The organism is Paramagnetospirillum kuznetsovii (assembly GCF_003284725.1).
In the GTDB taxonomy this organism is placed as follows: Bacteria; Pseudomonadota; Alphaproteobacteria; order Rhodospirillales; family Magnetospirillaceae; genus Phaeospirillum; species Phaeospirillum kuznetsovii.
This window is the reverse complement of sequence record NZ_PGTO01000001.1, coordinates 212,424-233,220: the sequence shown is the minus strand read 5'-3', so window position 1 is coordinate 233,220 and position 20,797 is coordinate 212,424. Positions and strand designations below refer to the sequence as shown.

22 protein-coding genes are annotated in these 20,797 nt (G+C 64.6%); 6 read left to right on the top strand and 16 right to left on the bottom strand.

The annotated features are described in order from the left end of the window. Positions 1–53 precede the first annotated feature (53 nt). The gene (locus CU669_RS01090) at positions 54–1,427 is read left to right on the top strand and encodes an ATP-binding protein (protein WP_112141959.1); all 1,374 of its coding nucleotides are present in this window, start codon (positions 54–56) and stop codon (positions 1,425–1,427) included. A 101-nt stretch (positions 1,428–1,528) separates the two neighbouring features. Here the strand turns inward: CU669_RS01090 and CU669_RS01085 are convergent, their stop codons facing one another. The 12 genes from CU669_RS01085 to CU669_RS01030 all read right to left on the bottom strand — a co-directional run bounded on the left by CU669_RS01085 (position 1,529) and on the right by CU669_RS01030 (position 11,738). Then, complete coding sequence (locus CU669_RS01085; RefSeq protein ID WP_112142228.1) at positions 1,529–2,884, bottom strand: TRAP transporter large permease; 1,356 nt, start codon at positions 2,882–2,884, stop codon at positions 1,529–1,531. Then, positions 2,881–3,426 carry a TRAP transporter small permease gene (locus tag CU669_RS01080; RefSeq protein WP_205119354.1) on the bottom strand — a complete coding sequence of 182 codons (546 nt, stop codon included), beginning with the start codon at positions 3,424–3,426 and terminating at the stop codon, positions 2,881–2,883. The genes CU669_RS01085 and CU669_RS01080 overlap by 4 nt, the downstream gene beginning before the upstream one ends. Then, entirely contained in the window at positions 3,423–4,451 is a 1,029-nt protein-coding gene (dctP, locus tag CU669_RS01075; RefSeq protein ID WP_112141958.1) for a TRAP transporter substrate-binding protein DctP, read from the bottom strand. Before dctP ends, CU669_RS01080 begins: the two co-directional genes overlap by 4 nt. Positions 4,452–4,559: 108 nt before the next feature. After that, positions 4,560–5,051 (bottom strand): YchJ family protein, encoded by a 492-nt coding sequence (locus CU669_RS01070; RefSeq protein ID WP_112141957.1) that lies wholly within the window; start codon positions 5,049–5,051, stop codon positions 4,560–4,562. Positions 5,052–5,057: 6 nt separating this feature from the next. Then, on the bottom strand, positions 5,058–5,414 hold the full coding sequence (locus tag CU669_RS01065) for a hypothetical protein (protein ID WP_112141956.1): 357 nt from the start codon (positions 5,412–5,414) through the stop codon (positions 5,058–5,060). A 78-nt stretch (positions 5,415–5,492) separates the two neighbouring features. Beyond that, on the bottom strand, positions 5,493–6,437 hold the full coding sequence (locus CU669_RS01060; protein ID WP_112141955.1) for a ParB/RepB/Spo0J family partition protein: 945 nt from the start codon (positions 6,435–6,437) through the stop codon (positions 5,493–5,495). Beyond that, on the bottom strand, positions 6,438–7,241 hold the full coding sequence (locus CU669_RS01055; RefSeq protein ID WP_112141954.1) for a ParA family protein: 804 nt from the start codon (positions 7,239–7,241) through the stop codon (positions 6,438–6,440). It abuts the gene before it with no gap. After that, the gene (gene rsmG, locus CU669_RS01050; RefSeq protein ID WP_112141953.1) at positions 7,222–7,827 is read right to left on the bottom strand and encodes a 16S rRNA (guanine(527)-N(7))-methyltransferase RsmG; all 606 of its coding nucleotides are present in this window, start codon (positions 7,825–7,827) and stop codon (positions 7,222–7,224) included. Before rsmG ends, CU669_RS01055 begins: the two co-directional genes overlap by 20 nt. Beyond that, the gene (mnmG, locus tag CU669_RS01045; protein ID WP_112141952.1) at positions 7,824–9,698 is read right to left on the bottom strand and encodes a tRNA uridine-5-carboxymethylaminomethyl(34) synthesis enzyme MnmG; all 1,875 of its coding nucleotides are present in this window, start codon (positions 9,696–9,698) and stop codon (positions 7,824–7,826) included. Before mnmG ends, rsmG begins: the two co-directional genes overlap by 4 nt. A 125-nt stretch (positions 9,699–9,823) precedes the next feature. After that, positions 9,824–11,140, bottom strand: coding sequence for a tRNA uridine-5-carboxymethylaminomethyl(34) synthesis GTPase MnmE (mnmE, locus tag CU669_RS01040; RefSeq protein ID WP_112141951.1), 1,317 nt, complete (start codon positions 11,138–11,140; stop codon positions 9,824–9,826). Continuing rightward, entirely contained in the window at positions 11,137–11,484 is a 348-nt protein-coding gene (locus tag CU669_RS01035; RefSeq protein ID WP_112141950.1) for a (2Fe-2S) ferredoxin domain-containing protein, read from the bottom strand. The genes mnmE and CU669_RS01035 overlap by 4 nt, the downstream gene beginning before the upstream one ends. A 5-nt stretch (positions 11,485–11,489) precedes the next feature. Continuing rightward, positions 11,490–11,738, bottom strand: a complete 249-nt coding sequence (locus tag CU669_RS01030) for a DUF6489 family protein (RefSeq protein WP_112141949.1) — start codon at positions 11,736–11,738, stop codon at positions 11,490–11,492. A gap of 85 nt (positions 11,739–11,823) precedes the next feature. Between CU669_RS01030 and CU669_RS01025 the strand changes: the two genes are divergently transcribed. From CU669_RS01025 to scpB, 5 genes are read left to right on the top strand one after another with little or no spacing between them, the layout of a single operon-like run. Next, positions 11,824–13,788, top strand: a complete 1,965-nt coding sequence (locus CU669_RS01025; protein WP_112141948.1) for a thioredoxin domain-containing protein — start codon at positions 11,824–11,826, stop codon at positions 13,786–13,788. Between the two features lie 9 nt (positions 13,789–13,797). Beyond that, positions 13,798–14,247, top strand: a complete 450-nt coding sequence (locus CU669_RS01020; RefSeq protein WP_112141947.1) for a methylated-DNA--[protein]-cysteine S-methyltransferase — start codon at positions 13,798–13,800, stop codon at positions 14,245–14,247. Beyond that, positions 14,244–15,221: a quinone oxidoreductase family protein gene (locus CU669_RS01015; protein WP_112141946.1), complete on the top strand. Its 978-nt coding sequence runs from the start codon at positions 14,244–14,246 to the stop codon at positions 15,219–15,221. The genes CU669_RS01020 and CU669_RS01015 overlap by 4 nt, the downstream gene beginning before the upstream one ends. Positions 15,222–15,276: 55 nt before the next feature. Beyond that, on the top strand, positions 15,277–15,663 hold the full coding sequence (locus tag CU669_RS01010; RefSeq protein WP_239988464.1) for a hypothetical protein: 387 nt from the start codon (positions 15,277–15,279) through the stop codon (positions 15,661–15,663). 4 nt (positions 15,664–15,667) lie between these two features. Further along, entirely contained in the window at positions 15,668–16,447 is a 780-nt protein-coding gene (gene scpB / locus CU669_RS01005) for a methylmalonyl-CoA decarboxylase (protein ID WP_112141945.1), read from the top strand. A 326-nt stretch (positions 16,448–16,773) separates the two neighbouring features. Here the strand turns inward: scpB and rho are convergent, their stop codons facing one another. From rho to hemE, 4 genes are all read right to left on the bottom strand, one after another. Further along, positions 16,774–18,030, bottom strand: coding sequence for a transcription termination factor Rho (rho, locus tag CU669_RS01000; protein WP_112141944.1), 1,257 nt, complete (start codon positions 18,028–18,030; stop codon positions 16,774–16,776). A gap of 188 nt (positions 18,031–18,218) precedes the next feature. Beyond that, entirely contained in the window at positions 18,219–18,665 is a 447-nt protein-coding gene (gene hemJ / locus CU669_RS00995) for a protoporphyrinogen oxidase HemJ (RefSeq protein ID WP_112141943.1), read from the bottom strand. Continuing rightward, on the bottom strand, positions 18,659–19,684 hold the full coding sequence (gene hemH / locus CU669_RS00990; protein ID WP_112142225.1) for a ferrochelatase: 1,026 nt from the start codon (positions 19,682–19,684) through the stop codon (positions 18,659–18,661). The genes hemJ and hemH overlap by 7 nt, the downstream gene beginning before the upstream one ends. Then, positions 19,672–20,730: a uroporphyrinogen decarboxylase gene (gene hemE / locus CU669_RS00985; protein ID WP_112141942.1), complete on the bottom strand. Its 1,059-nt coding sequence runs from the start codon at positions 20,728–20,730 to the stop codon at positions 19,672–19,674. Before hemE ends, hemH begins: the two co-directional genes overlap by 13 nt. Between the last annotated feature and the right edge of the window lie 67 nt (positions 20,731–20,797).

Below are 20,797 nucleotides of genomic sequence, written 5' to 3'. Positions count from 1 at the left end.
GTTCGGTTAGGGTGATTCCAAACTAGCGCCAATTTGATTGATTTTCAGGCCTTATGACCTTGGACATATCCACTCTTTTCACCCTCCTCGTCGTGGTCGCCGCCATGGCGGCTATGTTCGTCTGGTTTTTGTCCATCGGTCATCATTCCATTCCCGGCATCCGCTCCTTCGCCTTTTCCAATACGTTCCTATTCATCGGCCTCACCCTGATCGCCCTACGGGCCGTATTGCCGCCGATCCTGTCCTTCGTCGTCGCCAATATCATCGTCTGCATCGGCTATACGCTGATCCTCCACGGGGTTGGGAAATTCTTTAGGAGACGCGTCAGCAACACGGTTTTATGTATTGCCATTATTTGTTATTCTTTTGAATTCACCTATTATTTCATGGTCAATAACCAGTATAATATAAGACTGTTCTTCTATCTTATTTACTACGCGGCCGTCATGGCATTCGCGTTATTCATAATTTTGCAGGAATACCGAAAGGTTCGCCTGGTATCGCATTTGGCGGCGGCCCTGTTCATCGGCCTGCTGTCCCTGACCTTCACGCTCATCGCGGCGGCGGCGCTGTCGCAGACCAACGCCGCCCAGATCTTTTCCCCCAGCGCCATCAACGCCGCCGTGGTGCTGGGACAGCTGATCTTCGTCATCGGCTGGACCTTCTCCTTCACCCTGCTGGTCAGCGAGCGGCTGAACGATGAGCGCGTGCGGGCCGAGACCTCCAGTCGCGAGAAGTCGGAGGCCCTGGCCAATATGAGCCATGAGCTTCGCACGCCGCTCAACGCCATCATCGGTTTCGCCGACGTGATCGACCAGGAGGCCCTGGGTCCGGACAATCCGCGCTACAAGGATTATGTGAAGGATATCCTCGCCTCGGGGCGGCACCTGCTGTTGCTGATCGAGGATATTCTCGACATTTCCAAGATCGAGGCGGGCAAGCTGGAACTCGCCGAGCAGGAGGTCGATATTGCCGCCCTGGTGGAGGCGGTGCGCCACATGGTCATGCTGAAGGCCACCGCCAAGTCCATCGCCCTGATGACCAAGATCGACGGCGCCTTCCTGCGCATGCGGGGCGACGATCTGAGGCTGCGGCAGATTCTGCTCAACATCGTCAGCAATGCCGTCAAATTCACCCCCGATGGTGGCCGTGTGCTCGTTTCCACCCATCTGGCATCGGACGGCACCGGCCGTTTCATCGTCGCCGATACCGGGATCGGCATGGATAAGGCGGGTATGGAGCGCGCCCTGAGCAAATACTGCCAGGTGGAGAACAGCCAAAGCCGCTTGCAGGAAGGAATCGGGCTGGGCCTGCCCTTGGCGGTGGCCCTGACCGAGGCCCATGGCGGCCGCCTCGCCATCGACAGCACCAAGGACAAGGGCACCACCATCACGGTGGAATTTCCCGCCCAGCGCTGCGTTTTCTAGAGTGCCGTGCGTCAACTATGACGCACGGCACGATCTGCGGCCATTGCGGCCGCGGCCAAGCCGCCGGAGGCGGCGCTCAGGCAGAGGGACATAAAGATAGGCTAGACCGTCTTGGCCCCCATCACCGCGTCGGGCAGCCATACCGCGATGCCGGGGAACAGGCACAGCAGGACCACCGCCAGGATCATCAGGCCGACGAAGGGCATCACCCCCCACAACACGTCCTTGAGGGGAATATCGGGGGCGACGTTCTTGATGACGAAGATGTTGAGCCCCACCGGCGGATGGATCAGCCCCATCTCCATGACGATGGTCATCACCACCCCGAACCACACCAGATCGAAACCGGCCGCCTTGAGCGGCGGCAGGATGATGGGCGCCGTCATCAAGATGATGGAAACCGGCGGCAGGAAGAAGCCCAGCACCACCACCAGCACCAGGATGGCGGTCAGCAGCACCCATTTCGACAGGTGCATGCCCACAATCCACTGGGCCGCCGACTGGCTGATCTGGAGATAGCTCATCACATAGGAATACAGCAAGCTCATGCCGATGATGAACATCAGCATGGTGGATTCGCGGATGGTGCTGGCCAAGATCGGCGCCAGATCGCGGGGCCGCCACATGCCGTAGATGGAGGCGATCAGCACCAGCGCCAGGATGCCGCCCAGTCCGGCGGTCTCCGACGGCGTGGCATAGCCGCCATACAGCGCCACCATCACGCCGGTCAGCAGGATGACGAAGGGCATCACCCGGGGCAGCAGCCGCGTCTTCTCGGCGAAGGTCAGGGTCATCTCGTCCAGATAGGCCGATTTATGGCCGCCGCCGTGCCAGGTGGCCAGGGCGGCGGCGTATTCCCGCTTGAACTTCCACACCGCATAGGCCGAGAACAGCGCCACCAGCAGCAATCCGGGAAAGATTCCCGCCAGGAACAGCCGCCCGAGCGACTGTTCCGCCGCCACCGCGAACAGGATCATGGTGATGGACGGCGGCAGCAGGATGCCGAGGGTACCACCGGCCGCGATGATTCCGGCGGCGAAGCCGGGCGAATAGCCGCGCATGCGCATTTCGGGAATACCGGCGCTGCCGATGGCGGAACAGGTGGCGGGGCTGGACCCCGCCATGGCGGCGAAGACGGCGCAGGCGAAGACATTGGCGATGCCGAGGCCGCCGGGAATGCGGTGCATCCAGGCGTGGATGGCGCCGTAGAGATCGGCGCCCGCCCGCGACTTGCCGATGGCGGCACCCTTCAGGATGAACAGCGGAATGGACAGCAAGGTGATGCTGGCCATCTCCTCGTAGACGTTCTGGGTGACGGTGTCGAGCGAGGCCCCCGGCATGAAGAAGTACATGAAGGCCACCGCCACGCCGCCCAGGGCGAAGGCGATGGGCATGCCGGAGAACATCAACAGCAGGGTGGCCACGCCGTAAAGGCTACCGACCAGGGTGGCGCTCATGGCCGCCTCCAAGCCGCCAGGGCGGCGGCCACCTGCAGGACGATCTGCAAGGACAGCAACGTCATCCCCGTCGCCATCAGGCCATAGGGAATCCACAGCGGCGGCCCCCAACTGGACGAGGTGGTCTGGCCGTCCGCCAAGGCCTCGTGGAACAAGGTCCACGACTTCCAGGAAAAAAAGGCGCAGAACCCGCCCGAGGCGGCGTCGCAAACCAGCAGCCGCAGCCGGTTGACCCCGGCGGGAAGCAGGCCCGCCAAGGCCTGGATGCCGATATGGCCGCGCCCCGCCTGGACCGCCGCGCCACACATGAAGGTCAGCCCCACCAGCAGGAACACCGCCGCCTCATCCTGCCAATCGGTGGGAATCTTGAGGAAATAGCGCAGCACCACGCTGCCGGTCAGGATCAGGGCGGCGGCGACGATGGCCAGCATGGACAGGCCCATCACCGCCTTGTTGATCCAGGCCATCAGCCGGGCGGTGCGGGCCAGAAGGCCCGGACCGGTCGGATCGAGCGCCGCCTCCGGCGGCGCGGCGTGGCTCACAGGGCCTGCTCCGCCAGTTTGAGGATCTTGGCGCAACTGTCGCTGCGCGCCGCGTAGTCCTTCCAGGCGGTCTCGCGGGCGATGTCCTGCCAGCGCTTGACGGTGTCGGCCGACAGGTCGCTGACCTGGGCGCCCGCCTTGGCGTAGATCCGGGCGACGTCCTGATCGTCCACCTTGGCCGCCTCGGTGCCGAATTTCTCCATCTCGGCGCCCACAGTCATGATCACGTCCTGCATGTCCTTGGGCAGACCCTCGAAGATGGAGCGCGAGATCAGCAGCGGCTCCAGCATGAACCAATAGGCCTTGCCGCGCCCGGTGGTCAGGGTCTTCGCCACCTCTTCCAGCCGGAACGAGATCAGGCTGGTGGACGAGGTCATGGCGGCGTCCAGCGCCCCGGTCTGCATGGCGGCGTAGATTTCGTTGGACGGCAGCGAGATCACCGCCGCCCCTGCCGCCTTCAGCACCATGTCCATCTCGCGCGAGCCGCCACGGACCTTCATGCCCTTGGCGTCGGCGGGCTCGACCAGCGGCGTCGAACGACCGGCGACGCCGCCCGCCTGCCAGATCCAACTGACGATCTTTATGCCCTTGTCCATCAGCAGATCGGCCAGAACCTTGCCCACCGGGGCCGATTTCCACGCCGTTCCCTGCTCGTAATTGGTCACCACGCCGGGCATCAGGCCGATATTGACCTCGGGCACCTCGCCGCCCGCATAGGACAGTGGGTAGAGCGACATATCCAGCGCCCCCTTGCGCAGCGCCGAGAACTGGGCATTGGTCTTCATCAGCGACGAGCCGGGGAACACCGTCCCCTTCAGGGCGCCATTGGTGCGCTTTTCCACCTCGGCGGCGAAGACGCGGCAAAGACGGTCGCGAAAGTCACCCTCTGTCAGGGTGCCGCCGGGGAATTGATGGGAAATCTTGAGGTCCACCGGAGCGGCGGCATGGGCCGCCCCCCGAGGCAGAGCCAGCAAAGCGGGCGCCGCCAAGGCGCCCAATACGACATTGCGTCTGGTTACGGTCATGGTGTCGCCTTCCCTTGTGCCTGTCGCTTTTCGCGATCTGACGGTTATCCGCGCGTGATCAGTTCAGTCGCTCAACTCCGAAAGATATTGGTATGCCGGGCCAAAATATCAGGCCCCACAGCACTTCTTGTATTTCTTGCCCGATCCGCAGGGACAGGGGTCGTTGCGGCCGGCCTTGACGGCGACGCGGCGCTGTTCCGGCTTGGGTCCGCCGATCTGGCCGTCCACATAGTACCAGCGGCCCTCTTCCTTGCGGAACAGCGAGACTTCGCGATGGGCCTCGGATTTGCCGTCCAGCTTGAAGCGGGCGGTGAAATCCACCGTGCCCCGGCTGTCGTCGGGACCGCCGCCATCGGTGCCGTGGATGTCGAGCCCCAGCCACTGGGAATTGCGCGCCCATTTCTCGGCGTCGGCCTTGTTGAAATCGTGGCGCGCCTCGGGGGCCAGGGTGTCGTGGAGATAATCGATATTCACCACGGTGAAGGCCGTGTAGCGCGAGCGCATCAGGGCTTCCGGCGTGGGCGCCACGGCGCCGCCGGTGATGAAGGGTTCGCAACAGGCGGAATAGCTCTGTCCGGAGCCGCAGGGACAATCTGTCATGTTTGCCTAAAATTCTATGAGGTTGGAAAAGGTGAACATGCCGATCACGGCGGCCAGATAGAAGGCGCCGCCGAGGCCGAGCATGAACAAGATATTGCCCGCGGTGCGCAGGGGATGCATGTGGCGGTCGCGATGGATGCGACCGATATCGCGCCGCTCCTGGCCGCCCACCACGGTGACGAAGTAGCGGTTGCCGACGAAGGGAAAGGTGATGCGGATATTGATGGGATGCTTGCGCCAACTGACCGGCTTGGCGGCGTTCCACAGGGCGGCGCGCTGTTCCGGGCTGAAGGTCTGGACCACCGCCTCGGGTATATTGGCCAACAGCTCGTCGAGCGGTCCGCTGCCTTCCTGTTCCGCCATGGTCTCAAGCCCCCCTGATCCGTCCCGACCCCAGTGTACAAAGGGTTGGCCCCTCTTCATAGAGGCAAGACTCCGCCCCTACACCTCGTCGAGATCGTCGTTGACCCGGCCCGGCGCCCGGCTGAGCCGCGCCAGCACGTCGTCGAGCTGTTCCAGCGAACCATAGGCGATGGTCAGCTCGCCGCCCTTGCCCAGGCTGCGGATGGAGACCTTGCAGCCCAAGGAATTGGTCAGGTCGCGTTCCAGGGCGGCGATGTCGGCATCCTTGCCCGGCTTGGCGGGACGGCCGCCCAGGCTGGGTTTGGCCTTGCCCTCGTCGTTGACCAGCTTTTCGGTCTGGCGCACGTTCAGCGCCCGGGCCACCACGTCGCGGGACAGCCGCAGCGGATCGGCCGCCGTCAGCAGGGCGCGGGCGTGACCGGCGGTCAGCTCGCCCTTTTCCAGCATGATCTTGACCGGTTCGGGCAGGGCCAGCAGACGAATCATATTGGCCACGTGGGAGCGGCTCTTGCCCACCGCCTTGGCCAGTTCCTCCTGGGTATGGGAGAAGTCGTCCATCAGGCGGCGATAGCCGTCGGCTTCCTCCAGCGGCGACAGATCCTGTCGCTGCAGGTTTTCCACCAAGGCGACTTCCAGCGCCTCGCGATCGGACAGATCGCGGACGATGACCGGAACTTCGTGCAGCTTGGCGCCCTGGGCGGCGCGCCAGCGGCGTTCGCCCGCGATGATCTCGAACTTGCCGGGCTGGCCGGGCAGCGGACGCACCAACAGCGGCTGAAGAATGCCCTTCTCGCGGACCGATTCCACCAGATCGTTGATGCGGTCCTCGTCGAAGCTGCGGCGCGGCTGGAACTTGCCCGGCTGCAACTGGCCCACCGGCATGGTGCGCAGACCCTTGATGGCGGCGGCGCCCTCCGGCCCCGCCTGGGCCGCGCTGGTCACCGCCTGGATGGCCGAGGCCGCGTGATCGCCCAACAGGGCGGACAGGCCACGACCCAGGCCCTTTTTCTTTTCTTCAGCCATTTATGCCCTCAACTCGCGCTCGCGCTTCAACACTTCCGACGCCAGATTGATATAGGCCTCGGCCCCAGAGCATTTCATATCGTAAAGCAGCACCGGCTTGCCGTGGCTCGGCGCCTCGGAGACCCGCACATTGCGCGGGATCACCGTCTTGTAGACCTTGTCGCCGAAGAAGTCGCGCACATCGGCGGCGACCTGATCGGACAGATTGTTGCGCTTGTCGAACATGGTCAGGATGATGCCCTGCAGTTCCAGGCCGGGATTGAAGGCCTGCTTGACCCGCTCGATGGTCTTGATCAGATGGCTGACGCCTTCCAGGGCGAAGAACTCGCATTGCAGCGGCACCATCACCGCATTGGCCGCCACCAGGGCGTTCAGCGTCAGCAGGTTGAGCGACGGCGGGCAATCGATCAGCACATAGTCATAGGCGGCCAGGGTACCGGCCAGGGCCTCGGCCAGACGCTGCTCGCGCCGCTCGAAGGTCACCAGCTCGATCTCGGCGCCCGACAGATCGACGCCCGAGGGCACCAGATGCAGGCCGGGAATGGTGGTGGCGATCACCGATTCGGCCAGACCGGCCTCGCCGATCATGACGTGATAGGAATTGACCTCGCGGGCGGAACGGTCGACGCCCAGCCCGGTGCTGGCATTGCCCTGGGGGTCGAGATCGATGATCAGCACGGTCTTCTTGGTCGCCGCCATGGCGGTGGCCAGATTGATGGCGGTGGTGGTCTTGCCCACGCCGCCCTTCTGATTGGCGACGGCGATGACACGCGCGCTCTTGGTCTCAGCCACGACGGACCTCATGAAGCTGTAGGACAAGACCGGCCGGATCGGTCAGGGAAGGAATTCGGCGGAGCCCGATATTCCATTCTTTCGCAGTTGCGGTCAATTCGTCTTCCGCTCCCCTGCCCTTCAGGAACAGACATTGGCCGCCCGCCGCCAGGTGGGGAAACGCCCAATCCAGCAATTTACCCAAGGGCGCCAGGGCGCGGGCCGTCACCACGTCGGCGTCAAGGCCCGCCACCTGCTCGATGCGCTTGTTGAAGATGGTGACCGGCGTCCCGGTGACGCGGGCGGCTTCGCGCAGGAAGGCGCATTTGCGGGAATCGCTTTCCACCAGATGCACGTCGGGCGCCCCCATCACGGCGAGAACCAGACCAGGGAATCCCGCCCCCGACCCCAGGTCCACCAGCCGCTTGGCGGTGGCGGGGATCAGGGGGAACAGTTGCGCGGAATCAAGGATATGGCGCGACCACAGATCGGGCAGCGTGTCCGGCCCCACCAGATTGATCTTGGCCTGCCACTTGACCAGTAGATCGGCGTAAAGACCGAGTCGGCGGAGTGTTTCACGTGAAACACCAGATTTTGTTTGGAACTCGGCGGGAGTCACACAAGCCCTCCCCTGCGCTTCACATGACCCAGCAAGGCGGTCACCGCCGCCGGAGTGATGCCGGGAATACGGGCCGCCGCCGCCAGGGTCTCGGGCCTTGCGGCCTTGAACTTCTGGCGTACCTCGTTGGATAGCGACCCGATGGAATCGTAGTCGAGATCGTCGGGCAAGGCCAAGCCCTCCTCGCGGCGATAGGATTGGATGTCGGAATCCTGGCGGGCCAGATAGGCGGCGTATTTGCCCTCGATCGCCAACTGCTCGGCCACCGCCCCGGTCAGGACCGCGAGCTCGGGCCACAGGCGGGACAGCCGTTCCAGATCGACGCCGTTATAGGACAGCAGATCCCAGGCGGTGCGCACCACCCCGTCCTGGTTGATCTCCAAGCCCTGGCCGCGCAGCACATTGGGCGAAGCCTTCAAGGCACCCAGCATCGCCCTGCCCCGCTCCACCGCCTCGGACTTGGCGGCGAAGGCTGCCGCCCTCACCGACCCGACGCAACCCGAAGCCAGCCCCTTGGGGGTCAGTCGCAGATCGGCATTGTCGGAGCGCAGCAGCAAGCGGTACTCGGCCCGCGAGGTGAACATGCGATAGGGCTCGCTGGTGCCAAGGCTCACCAGATCGTCGATCATCACCCCCACATAGCCGTCGGCGCGGTCGAACACCACCGCCTCGGAGCCCGCGCAGAGCCGCGCCGCGTTGAGCCCGGCGACGAGTCCTTGCGCCCCCGCTTCCTCGTAGCCGGTGGTGCCGTTGATCTGCCCGGCCAGGAACAGCCCCGCCACCGACCGGGTCTCCAGCGAGCGATGCAGGGCGCGGGGATCGACGAAATCGTATTCGATGGCATAGCCGGGCCGGATCAGGGTGCAGCGTTCCAGGCCGGGAATGGTGGCGATCATCGCCCGCTGGACCTCCTCGGGCAGCGAGGTGCTGATGCCGTTGGGATAGACGGTGTGATCGTCGAGGCCCTCGGGCTCCAGGAAGATCTGGTGGCGTTCGCGCTCGGCGAAGCGCACCACCTTGTCCTCGATGCTTGGGCAATAGCGCGGACCGGTGCTCTGGATCTGGCCGGAATACATGGGCGCCCGATCCAGATTGGCGCGGATGATGGCATGGGTTTCCGGCGTCGTCGCGGTGATGCCGCACTGGATCTGCGGCGTGGTGATGGACCCTGTCAGATAGGAGAACGGCACCGGCGGATCGTCGCCCGCCTGCATGGCGAGTCCGGCCCAATGGATGGTGCGGCCGTCCAGCCGGGCTGGCGTTCCCGTCTTCAACCGGCCCAGCGGCAGACCCAGCCGGGCCAGTGAAAGAGCGAGACCCACCGAGGGGGCATCGCCCACCCTTCCTGCCGGCCAGGTCTTCTCGCCCTGATGGATCAGCCCGCGCAGGAAGGTGCCGGTGGTGATGACCACGGCGCCGCAGGCGACGGTGCGGCCGTCGTCCAGCAGCACGCCGGTAATCCGGCCTTCCACCACCTCAAGCCCTTCCACCGAGGCTTCCAGCAGGTCAAGCCCCGGCGTCTCGTCCAGAGCTTGGCGCATGGCGCGGCGATAGAGCTTACGGTCGGCCTGGGCGCGTGGCCCTTGCACCGCCGGTCCCTTGCTGCGATTGAGGATGCGGAACTGAATTCCGGCCTGGTCGATGACGCGGGCCATCAGCCCGTCCAACGCGTCGATCTCGCGCACCAGCTGACCCTTGGCCAGCCCGCCGATGGCCGGGTTGCACGACATCTCGCCGATGGTATCCAGCCGCTGGGTGATCAGCAGGGTACGGGCGCCGACCCGCGCGGAGGCCGCAGCGGCCTCGCAGCCCGCATGCCCCGCCCCGATCACCACCACATCACAACAGCTTGTCTGTTTCACGTGAAACATACCATATATATTGCCACTCAGTCGCCGTGCGCCCCACTCCGTGAGGCTTGGCTTTCGCGCCATGGGGCGCGCGCCCTCAATGGGCTAGTCGCTGCGCTCCACCCGATATCGACCACTATGGACTTTCACTTCCCGATGCAGAACTCGTGGAAAATGACGTCCAAAACCTCGTCCACCTCGACCCGGCCGGTGATGCGTCCCAGGGCGCGGGCCCCCAGCCGGAGGTCTTCCGCCGCCAGTTCCGGCTCGCCCGCAGGGTCGAACCGGCGCAGCGCCGCCAGACAATCCTCCACCGCCGCCCGGTGCCGCGCCCGCGTCAGCACCGGCGCGGTGCCGATTGCGAAGCGGTTTTCCACCTCGGTCCCGATGGCGGCCAGCAATTGGTCCAGCCCGGCGCCGGTCTTGGCCGATACCGCCCAGGCCGGGCGATCCCTCACCCGTTCCGGCGGCGGCCCCGTCATGGTGTCGGTCTTGTTGATCACCACCAGGGTGGCGTCGTCTATCATGTCCAAGGTGGCGGCGTCCAGAATCGTGCCGCCGAACACCGCCAGCCGCAGGTCGGCGGCCTCGGCGCGGGCCAGGGCGCGGCGCACCCCTTCCGCCTCGATCTCGCAGGCGGCGTCGCGCAGACCGGCGGTATCGGCCACCACCACCGGCCAGCCGTCAAGATCGAGATGAATCTCGATGATGTCGCGCGTGGTGCCCGCCTGGGCCGAGACGATGGCGGCATCCCTGCCCGCCAGCCGGTTGAGCAGGCTGGACTTCCCCGCATTGGGGGCGCCGATGATGGCGATGTGGATACCGTCGCGCAGCCTCTCGCCCCGCTGGCCGTCGGCCAGATGGGCATTCAGCGAGGCGGCCAGCCGCGCCACCTCGTCGCCCGCCTGGACCAAAAGCCCGTCGGGAATCTCCTCGTCGGAAAAGTCGATCACCGCTTCCAGATGGGCCAGGGCGCCCACCAGGGCGGCCCGCCAGCCCTCGGCGAGACGCGCCAGTTCGCCGTCCATCTGCCGCAGGGCCTGACGACGCTGGGCCTTGGTCTCGGCATCCACCAGATCGGCGATGGCCTCGGCCTTGGTCAGGTCCATCTTGCCGTTGAGGAAGGCGCGGCGCGAGAACTCGCCCGGCTCGGCCGGACGCAAGCCCAGTCCCCCCATCGCCTCGGCCAGCCCCTGCGCCACCGCCCGTCCGCCATGGAGGTGCAGTTCCACCACGTCCTCGCCGGTATAGCTGGCGGGCGCCGGGAACCACAGGGCCAAGCCGTCGTCCAGATGATCGCCGTCGACGTCATTGATGCGCACCCGCACCGCCTGGCGCGGCTTGGGCAGCGCCTTGCCGGTCAGCCGCGACAGCGTCGGCCCGGCCATGGGACCGGACAGGCGATAGACCGCCACCCCGGCCCGGCCGGCGGCGCTGGCCAGGGCATAGATGGTCTCGGTCATTGGGGCTTGGCGGGATCGTCCACCATCAGCCGGGGGACGCGGCCGCCCTTGACCAGATGGGCGTCGAGGATTTCGTCGAGATCGGCGGTGGTGGCAAAGCTGTACCACACCCCCTCGGGATAGATCACCAGCACCGGGCCATGGCCGCAGCGGTCCAGGCAACCGGCGGAATTGATCCGCACATCCTTGAGGCCGAGGCGCTTCTGGGCGTCCTTCAGATGCTCGCGCAGGGCTTCCGATCCCCTGCCCGCGCAAGACCCGCGCGGATTGTCGTCGGGTCGGCGATTGGTGCAGATGAACACATGCAGGCGAAAATGCAGCGGCGGATCGGGCGGCAGGCTCACGCTTACTACTCCTTGGGCCGAGTGGCGGCCGTGGTGAACTGGGACCACAGCATCTTCTGCAGCTGCTCCATGCCCTGAATACCGGCGGGCAGCCACACCTTGAACATGGCCTCGGGCTCCATGGCGTGCAAGTTGGTCGCCATCTGATCCTGGATCTGCTTCATCAGCGCGTCCTGCATGGGCCGCACGTCGGGCAGGCCGAAGAAGGTCCGCAGTTCCTCGGGCGTGCAATCCACATCCACGGTAATCTTCATGATGTCCTCGCCTTGCGCTTTAGGGCTCCACACCCAAACTAAGCCTAGTAACCAAGCCGCGCAATGTCCTCGGGAGCCCTCCTTCATGTCCCACAACCGACTGGCCCTGGAGTCCAGCCCCTATCTGCTGCAACACGCCCATAATCCGGTTCACTGGTGGGCCTGGGGGACCGAGGCGCTGGCGGAGGCCAAGGCCTCGGGCAAGCCGATCCTGCTGTCGGTGGGATATTCCGCCTGTCACTGGTGCCACGTGATGGCCCATGAGAGCTTCGAGGACGAAGGCGTCGCCGCCCTGATGAACGATCTGTTCGTCAATATCAAGGTGGACCGCGAGGAACGCCCCGACCTGGATTCGCTCTATCAGATGGCGCTGGCCATGATGGGCCAGCAGGGCGGCTGGCCGCTGACCATGTTCCTCACCCCCGACGGCGAGCCGTTCTGGGGCGGCACCTATTTCCCCCCCACCGCCCGCTGGGGCCGGGCCGCCTTTCCCGATGTCTTGGAGGGCATCGCCGGAACCTTCCGGCGCGATCCCGACAAGATCACCCACAACGTCGCCCAGATGCGGCGCGCCCTGGATCAACTGGCCCGCTCGCCCGGCGCCATGGCGCTGGAGATGGAGGTGCTGAACAAGGGCGCCGCCGATATCCTGAACAGCATCGATCTTGATGACGGCGGCACCCTGGGGGCGCCGAAATTTCCCCAGCCCGGCCTGTTCCGCTATCTGTGGCGGGCCTATCTGCGCACCGGCGACGACCGCTTGCGCCAGGCGGTGACGGTGACCCTGGATCATATCTGCCAGGGCGGCATCTATGACCATCTGGGCGGCGGCTTCATGCGCTATTCCACCGATGCCGAATGGCTGGTGCCCCATTTCGAGAAGATGCTCTACGACAACGCCCAACTGATCTCCCTGCTGTGCCAGGTATGGAAGCGGACCGGAAGCCCGCTCTACCGGGCGCGGGTGTTCGAATCGGTCGGCTGGCTGATGCGCGAGATGATGGCCGAGGGCGGTGCCTTCGCCGCCGCCCTGGATGCCGACAGCGAGGGCGAGGAAGGTCTGTTCTACACCTGGACCGCCGAGCAGATTTCCGCCTTGCTGGACGCCGAGACCGCTCTGCGCTTCGGGCGCCTCTACCATGTGAAAGCCCACGGCAATTGGGAAGGCCGCACCATCTTGCATCGCAATCATCCCCAGGGCGGCGGTGATGACGCGGAGCTCGACGCGGCCAAGGCCGATTTGCTGGCCGAGCGCGACACAAGGGTGCGGCCGGGGCGCGACGACAAGGTGCTGGCCGACTGGAACGGCATGATGATCGCCGCTTTGGCGGAAGCCGCCATGACCTTCGACCGGCCCGACTGGCTGGCGGCGGCCAAGCGGGCCTATGACGTCGTCCGCACCGCCATGGGCAAGCCGGACTTCCGTCTGTTCCATTCCCTCTGCCGGGACAAGGCGGCCCATCCCGGCGTGGTGGACGATTACGCTCATATGGCCCGTGCCGCCCTGACCCTGTTCCAGGCGACCGGCGACACGGCCTTCACCGCCCAGGCAGGCCGGTGGCTGGACGCCGCCCATGACCATCATTGGGACAAGGAGGGCGGCGGCTATTTCGTCTCGGCCCTCGATACCACCGACATCATCCTGCGGACCAAGCCCTGCTTCGATTCAGCGGTACCATCGGGCAATGGCGCCATGGCCGAGACCCTGGCCCTGATGGCGCTGGCCAGTGGCGAGGCCAAATGGCGCGACCGCGCCGAAGCGGTGCTGGCCGCCTTCTCCGCCGCCATTCCCGATCAATTGCCCAATATGACCGTCATGCTGGACGCCTTCGAGATACTGGCCGATCCGCTGGAAGTCACCATTACCGGCCCGGTCGGCGATCCGGCCAGCGAAGCCCTGTGGCGGATCGCCGCCCAGGCGCCGCGCCAGATCCATGTGCTGCGCCGGGAAGCGGGCGCAGCGGCGGCGGCCATCGTCTGTCGCGCCTCGGTCTGTTCGGCGCCGCTTGCCGATCCCGACCAGTTGCGGCAAGCTCTGGCGGCGCAATAGGAGTCCGCCATGCCGCAGCTCGCCTTCAATTCCCCCATCGGGCCGCTGGCCCTGTTCGAGGCCGACGGCGCCATCGTCGCGGTGGATTGGGGATGGCTGCCCGAGAACGAGGACTCGCCGCTGCTGCTCAGGGCCCGCGACCAGCTGGAGGAATATTTCGACGGCAAGCGAAAGAGCTTCGACCTGCCGCTGGCCCCCCAGGGCACCGCGTTTCAGCGCAAGGTGTGGCAGGCCCTATCGGAAATTCCATTCGGTAAAACCCTGTCCTACGGTGAGCTGGCCGCCAAGCTGGGCACCGCGCCGCGCGCCCTGGGCGGCGCCTGCGGCCGCAATCCCATTCCGGTGATCATCCCCTGCCACCGGGTGCTGGCGGCCAATGGCGGCCTCGGCGGCTATTCCGGCATCGACGGCATCGAGACCAAGCAATTCCTGCTGCGACACGAAGGAGCACGCAAGTGAAGACCCACGCCATCCGCATCCATCAGACCGGCGGCCCCGAGGCCATGGTCTGGGAAGAGATCGCCGTCGCCGCTCCCGCCGCCGCCGAGGTGGTGATCCGCCACACCGCCATCGGCCTGAATTATATCGACGTCTATCACCGCAGCGGGTTGTATCCCGCCCCCCTGCCCTTCACCCCCGGCCTGGAAGGCGCAGGCGTGGTGGAAGCGGTGGGCGCCGCCGTCACCGAGTTCAAGCCGGGCGACCGGGTGGCCTATGCCAATCCGCCTCTGGGCGCCTATGCCCAAATCCGCGTCATGCCCGCCGACCGGCTGGTGAAGATTCCCGACGGCGTGTCCGACACCCAGGCCGCCGCCATGATGCTGCAAGGCATGACCGCGCAGTATCTGCTGCGCCGGACCTACAAGGTCCAACCCGGCGACACCATCCTGATCCATGCCGCCGCAGGCGGGGTCGGGCTGCTGGTCTGCCAGTGGGCCAAGCATCTGGGCGCCACCGTGATCGGCACCGTGGGCTCCGAGGACAAGGCGGAGCTGGCCCGCAAGCACGGCTGCGACCACCCCATCCTTTACAAGAGCGAGGACTTCGTCGCCAAACTGCGCGAGATCACCAACGGCGAGGGCGTGCCGGTGGTCTATGATTCCGTGGGCAAGGACACCTTTCTCAAATCGCTCGACTGCCTGCGGCCCTTGGGCATGATGGTTTCGTTCGGGCAAAGCTCGGGCAAGGTGGAACCGCTGGACACCGGCCTGCTGGCCGCCAAGGGCTCGCTGTTCCTGACCCGGCCCTCGCTGATGGCCTATACCGCAAAGCGCGCCGATCTGGTGAACAGCGCCACCGAACTGTTCCAGGTGGTGGCCAAGGGCGCCGTCAGGGTCGAGATCAACCAGACCTATCCCCTCAAGGACGCGGTTCAGGCCCATCGCGATCTGGAAGCCCGCAAGACCACCGGTTCGACGGTGCTGTTGCCCTAGACCAAAAAGTATTAGACTGTGGGAAAGCTATGGTTTTTCCACGGGAGACAGTGTCGTGAGCGGGTCCAAACTGGGCAAATGGATGGTCACCGGCGTCAGCCTGATCTGGATGGCCTGGGCCGGTTGGGACCAATTCGGCAATCTGTCCGAATCCGACATCGAAAATCATTCCTCAGGCTCGGTGCAAGAGCGCCTGAAGGATTGCTCGGGCAGCTACAAGCAGCGCTACGAGTGCAAGGAAAACATCGTCATCAAAAGCACCAACAGCACCTTCTACGCCATGTTCGGCCGCCTCGCCATCGTGGTGGTCCCGCCCATGCTGTTGGCCACCGCGCTCCACATGATGACGCGTCGTCGCGACGACGACGACGGCCCCAGCGACGATCTGCTGCAAGAACATCACCGTCGTCACAAGCGTCGGCGCACCTCGGGACATTTCTGACCCCATGACCCTCACGAAATTCGAGACAGACGGGCAATTGGCCACCATCACCATGGCCAATCCGTCCAAGCGCAACGCCTTGTCCGACGCCATGATCACCGAGATCCTGGAGTCTTTGAAAAAGGCCGAGGATAGCCGGGCGCGCTGCGTCATCCTTCGGGCCGAACCGGGGGCCAGGATCTGGTCGGCCGGCCACGACATTTCCGAATTGCCCAAATCCCACCGCGACCCGCTGGGTTGGAGCGATCCGCTGCGGGTGGTCATCCGCGCCATCGAGGAATTCCCCGCCCCCATCATCGCCCTGATCGAGGGTGGCGTCTGGGGCGGCGCCTGCGAGATGGCGCTGGCCTGCGACATCATCGTCGCCACCCCGGATTCCACCTTCGCCATTACGCCCGCCAAACTGGGCATTCCCTATAACGTGACCGGTCTCTTGACCTTCATGAATGCCGCCAACCTGCACACCGTCAAGGAAATGGCCTTCACTGCCCGGCCGGTGGACGCCCAGCGCGCCCTGCTGGTGGGATTGATCAATCATCTGGTGGAACCCAGCGAGATCACCGACTTCTGCCTGGAGATGGCGCGCGGCATCGAAAAGATGGCGCCCTTGGCCATCGCGGTGATGAAGGAGGAATTGCGGGTGCTGGCCTCGGCCCATTCCATCACGCCCCGCATGTTCGAGCGGGTCCAGGGCATGCGCCGCAAGGTCTATGACAGCACCGACTACGAGGAAGGCGTCAAGGCCTTCAAGGAAAAGCGCCCGCCGGTATTCAAGGGCGAATAGTCGGACAGCTTGCGCTGCGACCTTGGTATTGAAGCGGAAGCGCAGGGAAATGGGCCACAGATGAACACAGATCCCCGCTGCGCGGGACACAGATGAAAGAGAATCCGTGCTTATCTGTGTTCATCTGTGGCTGATATTTCTGCCGGACAGACATTCTGGCCCGAAATCAGCCGTGTCGATACAAACTAGGTCGTCACCCCCGCGAAAGCGGGGGGTCCATGGTCGGGTGATTTCCAATATTTTCCATAATATGGAATTCGTGGATGCATGGATTCCCGCTCTCGCGGGAATGACGGCTAAAGTTTGGAAGTTCTCGAGTCAATACCCTAGGAATTCATCGCTTCGAAGAAATCGCCGTTGTTCTTCGAATGCTTCAGCTTGTCCACCAGGAATTCCATGGCGTCCACCACGCCCATGGGCATCAGGATACGGCGCAGCACCCACATCTTGGACAGGATGCCCTTGTCGACCAGCAGTTCTTCCTTGCGGGTGCCCGACTTGGTGATGTCGATGGCGGGGAAGGTACGCTTGTCCGACAGCTTGCGGTCCAGGATGATTTCCGAATTGCCGGTGCCCTTGAACTCTTCGAAGATCACCTCGTCCATGCGCGAGCCGGTATCGATCAGGGCGGTGGCGATGATGGACAGCGAGCCGCCTTCCTCGATATTGCGCGCCGCGCCGAAGAAGCGCTTGGGGCGCTGCAACGCGTTGGCGTCGACGCCGCCGGTCAGCACCTTGCCCGAGCTGGGCACCACGGTGTTGTAGGCCCGCGCCAGGCGGGTGATGGAATCCAGCAGGATGACCACGTCGCGCTTGTGTTCCACCAGCCGCTTGGCCTTTTCCAGCACCATCTCGGTGACCTGGACGTGGCGGGACGCCGGTTCGTCGAAGGTGGAACTGATGACCTCGCCCTTCACCGAGCGGGCCATGTCGGTCACTTCCTCGGGGCGCTCGTCGATCAGCAGCACGATCAGGTAGACGTCGGGATGATTGATGGAGATGGCGTGCGCCATGTTCTGCAGCATCACCGTCTTGCCGGTGCGCGGCGGCGCCACGATCAGGGCGCGCTGGCCCTTGCCGATGGGCGCCACCAGATCGATCACGCGGGTGGTGAGATCCTTGCGGGTGGGATCCTCGATTTCCAGCTTCAGCCGCTCGTCGGGATAAAGCGGCGTCAGATTGTCGAAATTGATGCGGTGCCGGACGTTTTCCGGATCCTCGAAATTGATGTTGTTGACCTTGAGCAGGGCGAAATAGCGCTCGCCATCCTTGGGGCTGCGAATCTGGCCTTCCACCGTGTCGCCGGTGCGCAGACCGAAGCGGCGCACCTGGCTGGGGCTGACATAGATGTCGTCGGGACCGGGCAGATAATTGGCCTCGGGGCTGCGCAGGAAGCCGAAGCCGTCCTGCAGGATTTCCAGCACGCCGTCGCCGTAGATGGGGGTGTCGTTGTCCGCCAGTTGCTTGAGAATGGCGAACATCATGTCCTGCTTGCGGAGGGTCGAGGCGTTCTCGATCTCCAGTTCCTCGGCGAAGGCCAGAAGCTCGGCCGGGGTTTTCTTTTTCAAATCCTGAAGGTGCATGGAGCGGAATTCCGTTGAAAACCCTGGCGCGGGAGAATCGGCTTAAAAAGATTGAGTCCGACCAAGCGGACCGGTTGCCGATAGGGAACGGATGCGAATGATCCGACGCGGGAGGGCGAAAGGGAGGGAGCAGGCCGTGCCTCGGCCCGAAGATTTCAGCCCAGCATTAGCCAAACCGCGTCCCGGTGTCAATGCCCGAACACCGGCTTGACGATCACCAGAATCACAATGGCGATCATCAGCAGGGTCGGAACCTCGTTGATGACACGATAGAATTTCTCGCTGCGGCTATTGCGGTCCTCGGCGAAATCATTCTTGCAGCGGGTCAGGAAGACATGGGCGCCGGTCATGCCGACCACCGCCAGCAGCTTGGCGTGAAACCAATGCTGGGCGAACAGGCCGCCGTCCACCGCCATGGTCAGACCCAAGACCCAGGCCAGCACCATGGCCGGTGTCATGATGGCCTTCAGCAGACGCCGCTCCATCACCTTGAACAGCGCCGAGGTCTCCGACTTGGGATGCACCTGGCAGTGATAGACGAACAGCCGGGGCAGATAGAGCAATCCCGCCATCCACGAGATTACCGCGATGACGTGTATCGCCTTGACCCACAGATAGGCTTCGCCGCTCAGCATGCCAGACCGACTCCCGGGCAGGTTCTTCCCGCGCGCTTGCAGAAACCGGCGCCGATCGCGACGGGATGGACGATCAATTCCGCCAGGGCAGCGATGAAACGGGGATGACAGCCCAGGGCGGCAACCCGCACATAGGCGGGCACCCCCCATTCCACGGCGCGATGACGGTATTCGATATCCAGTTCCACCAGGGTCTCCGAATGCTCGGAGACGAAGGCGATGGGAACCACCACCACCGGCACCTTGTCGCGGCCGGCCCGCTGCAATTCGGATTCGGTACTGGGACCGATCCATTCCATGGGGCCGACCCGGCTTTGGTAGCACACCACCCAATCCAGCCCCGGCAGGTTCAAGCCCTCGACCACCGCCTTGGCGGTGATTTCCACCTGGGCCTGATAGGGATCGCCCGCCTCGATCACCGTCTTGGGCAGGCCATGGGCGGAAAACAGCACGCGCGGACGGCCGGTGACGGACGCCTCGGCGAACCCCTTGCCCACCAGATCGGCGAATCCCGCGATCAAGTCCCGGTGATCGGGATAGCAGCAGATACCGCGGGTCGGAACGTTCAAGCCCTGACGCCTTGCCTCGCGATGCCATTCCCCCATGGAGGAACCGACGGTGGTGCCGGAAAACTGGGGATAGAGCGGCAGCAGGATGATTTCGTCCGGAGCCCAGGCCTTGACCGCCGTCACCGTCTCATCGGTCAGCGGATGCCAATAGCGCATGGCGATGAAGCAGCGATAGCCCTCGCCCAGCGCCAGTTCCAGTGCCTTGGCCTGCGCCTCGGTCTGAGGCAGCAATGGTGAGCGGCCGCCCAGATGGGCATAGATCTCGCGGGCGACGGGTGCCCGCTTCTTGGAAATATACTTGGCCAGCAACCAGCGGATCGGACCCGGCGCGCCGATGATGGCCTTGTCGTTGAACAGGTTGAACAGGAACGGCTCAACCGCCTCGGGGCAATCGGGTCCGCCCAGATTGAACAGAACGATCGCCGTCTTGGTTTTGCTCAACCTTTCCAGCCTTTCACCCGCTCTGCCAGCCGGGCCACGTTTTCCGGCGGGGTCGGCGGCACGATGCCATGGCCCAGATTGAAGATGAACGGCCCCTTGCCCAGCGTCTTCAGCACCCGGTCGATACCGGCGTCCATGGCCTCGCCGCCCGCCACCACCAGCAGCGGGTCCAGGTTGCCCTGCACCGTGCATTTGGTCTGCAATTCCGCCGCCGCCCAATCCAGCGGCACCGACGGGTCCAGCGAGACGCCGCTGACCTTGGTCTCGGTCACATAGCGCTTGTAGAGATATCCCGCCTGACGGGGAAAACCGATCACCGGCACGCCGGGACGCTCGGCCCGGATGCGCTCCACCAGGGTCCGGGTCGGCTCGATTACCCAGCGTTCGAACTGATCCTCGGGCAGGGCCCCGGCCCAGGTGTCGAAAATCTGGATGACCTCGGCGCCGTTGTCGATCTGACGGATCAGATAATCGCCGGTGGCCTGGACCAACAACGCCATCAGCCGGGCGAACAGTTCCGGCTCGCCGAACATCATGCCCTTGGCCTTGGCGAAATCCTTCGAGCCGCTGCCCTCGATCATATAGGTGGCCACCGTCCACGGCGCCCCGGCGAAGCCGATCAGGGCGGTGGTCTCTGGGATGGCCTTGGAGAGATTGGCCACGGTCTGGTAGACCGGCGCCAGATGGTCGTGAAGGCCCGAGGCGTCAAGGCCATCCAGATCCCTTGCCGAGCGAATCGGCGTCAACACCGGTCCTTCGCCTTCCTTGAAGGCAACCTGCTGACCCAAGGCATCGGGAACCACCAGAATGTCGCTGAAAAGAATGGCGGCATCGAAGCCGTAGCGACGCAGCGGCTGCAGGGTGACCTCGGTGGCGAAACCGGGATTGTAGCACAGGTCGAGGAAGCTGCCCGCCTCGGCGCGGGTGGCGCGGTATTCGGGAAGATAGCGTCCGGCCTGGCGCATCAGCCAGAAGGGCGGGGGCGTCAGGGTCTCGCCGGCCAGGGCGCGCAGGAACGGCTTGGAAGCTTTGGACGTGTTGGAAGCTCTAGACACGGGGGATCGCCTCGGGGTCAGGTGTTTGGTCACTCTTACAGTCTTTAAGGTTTAGATGAAAGGTGGC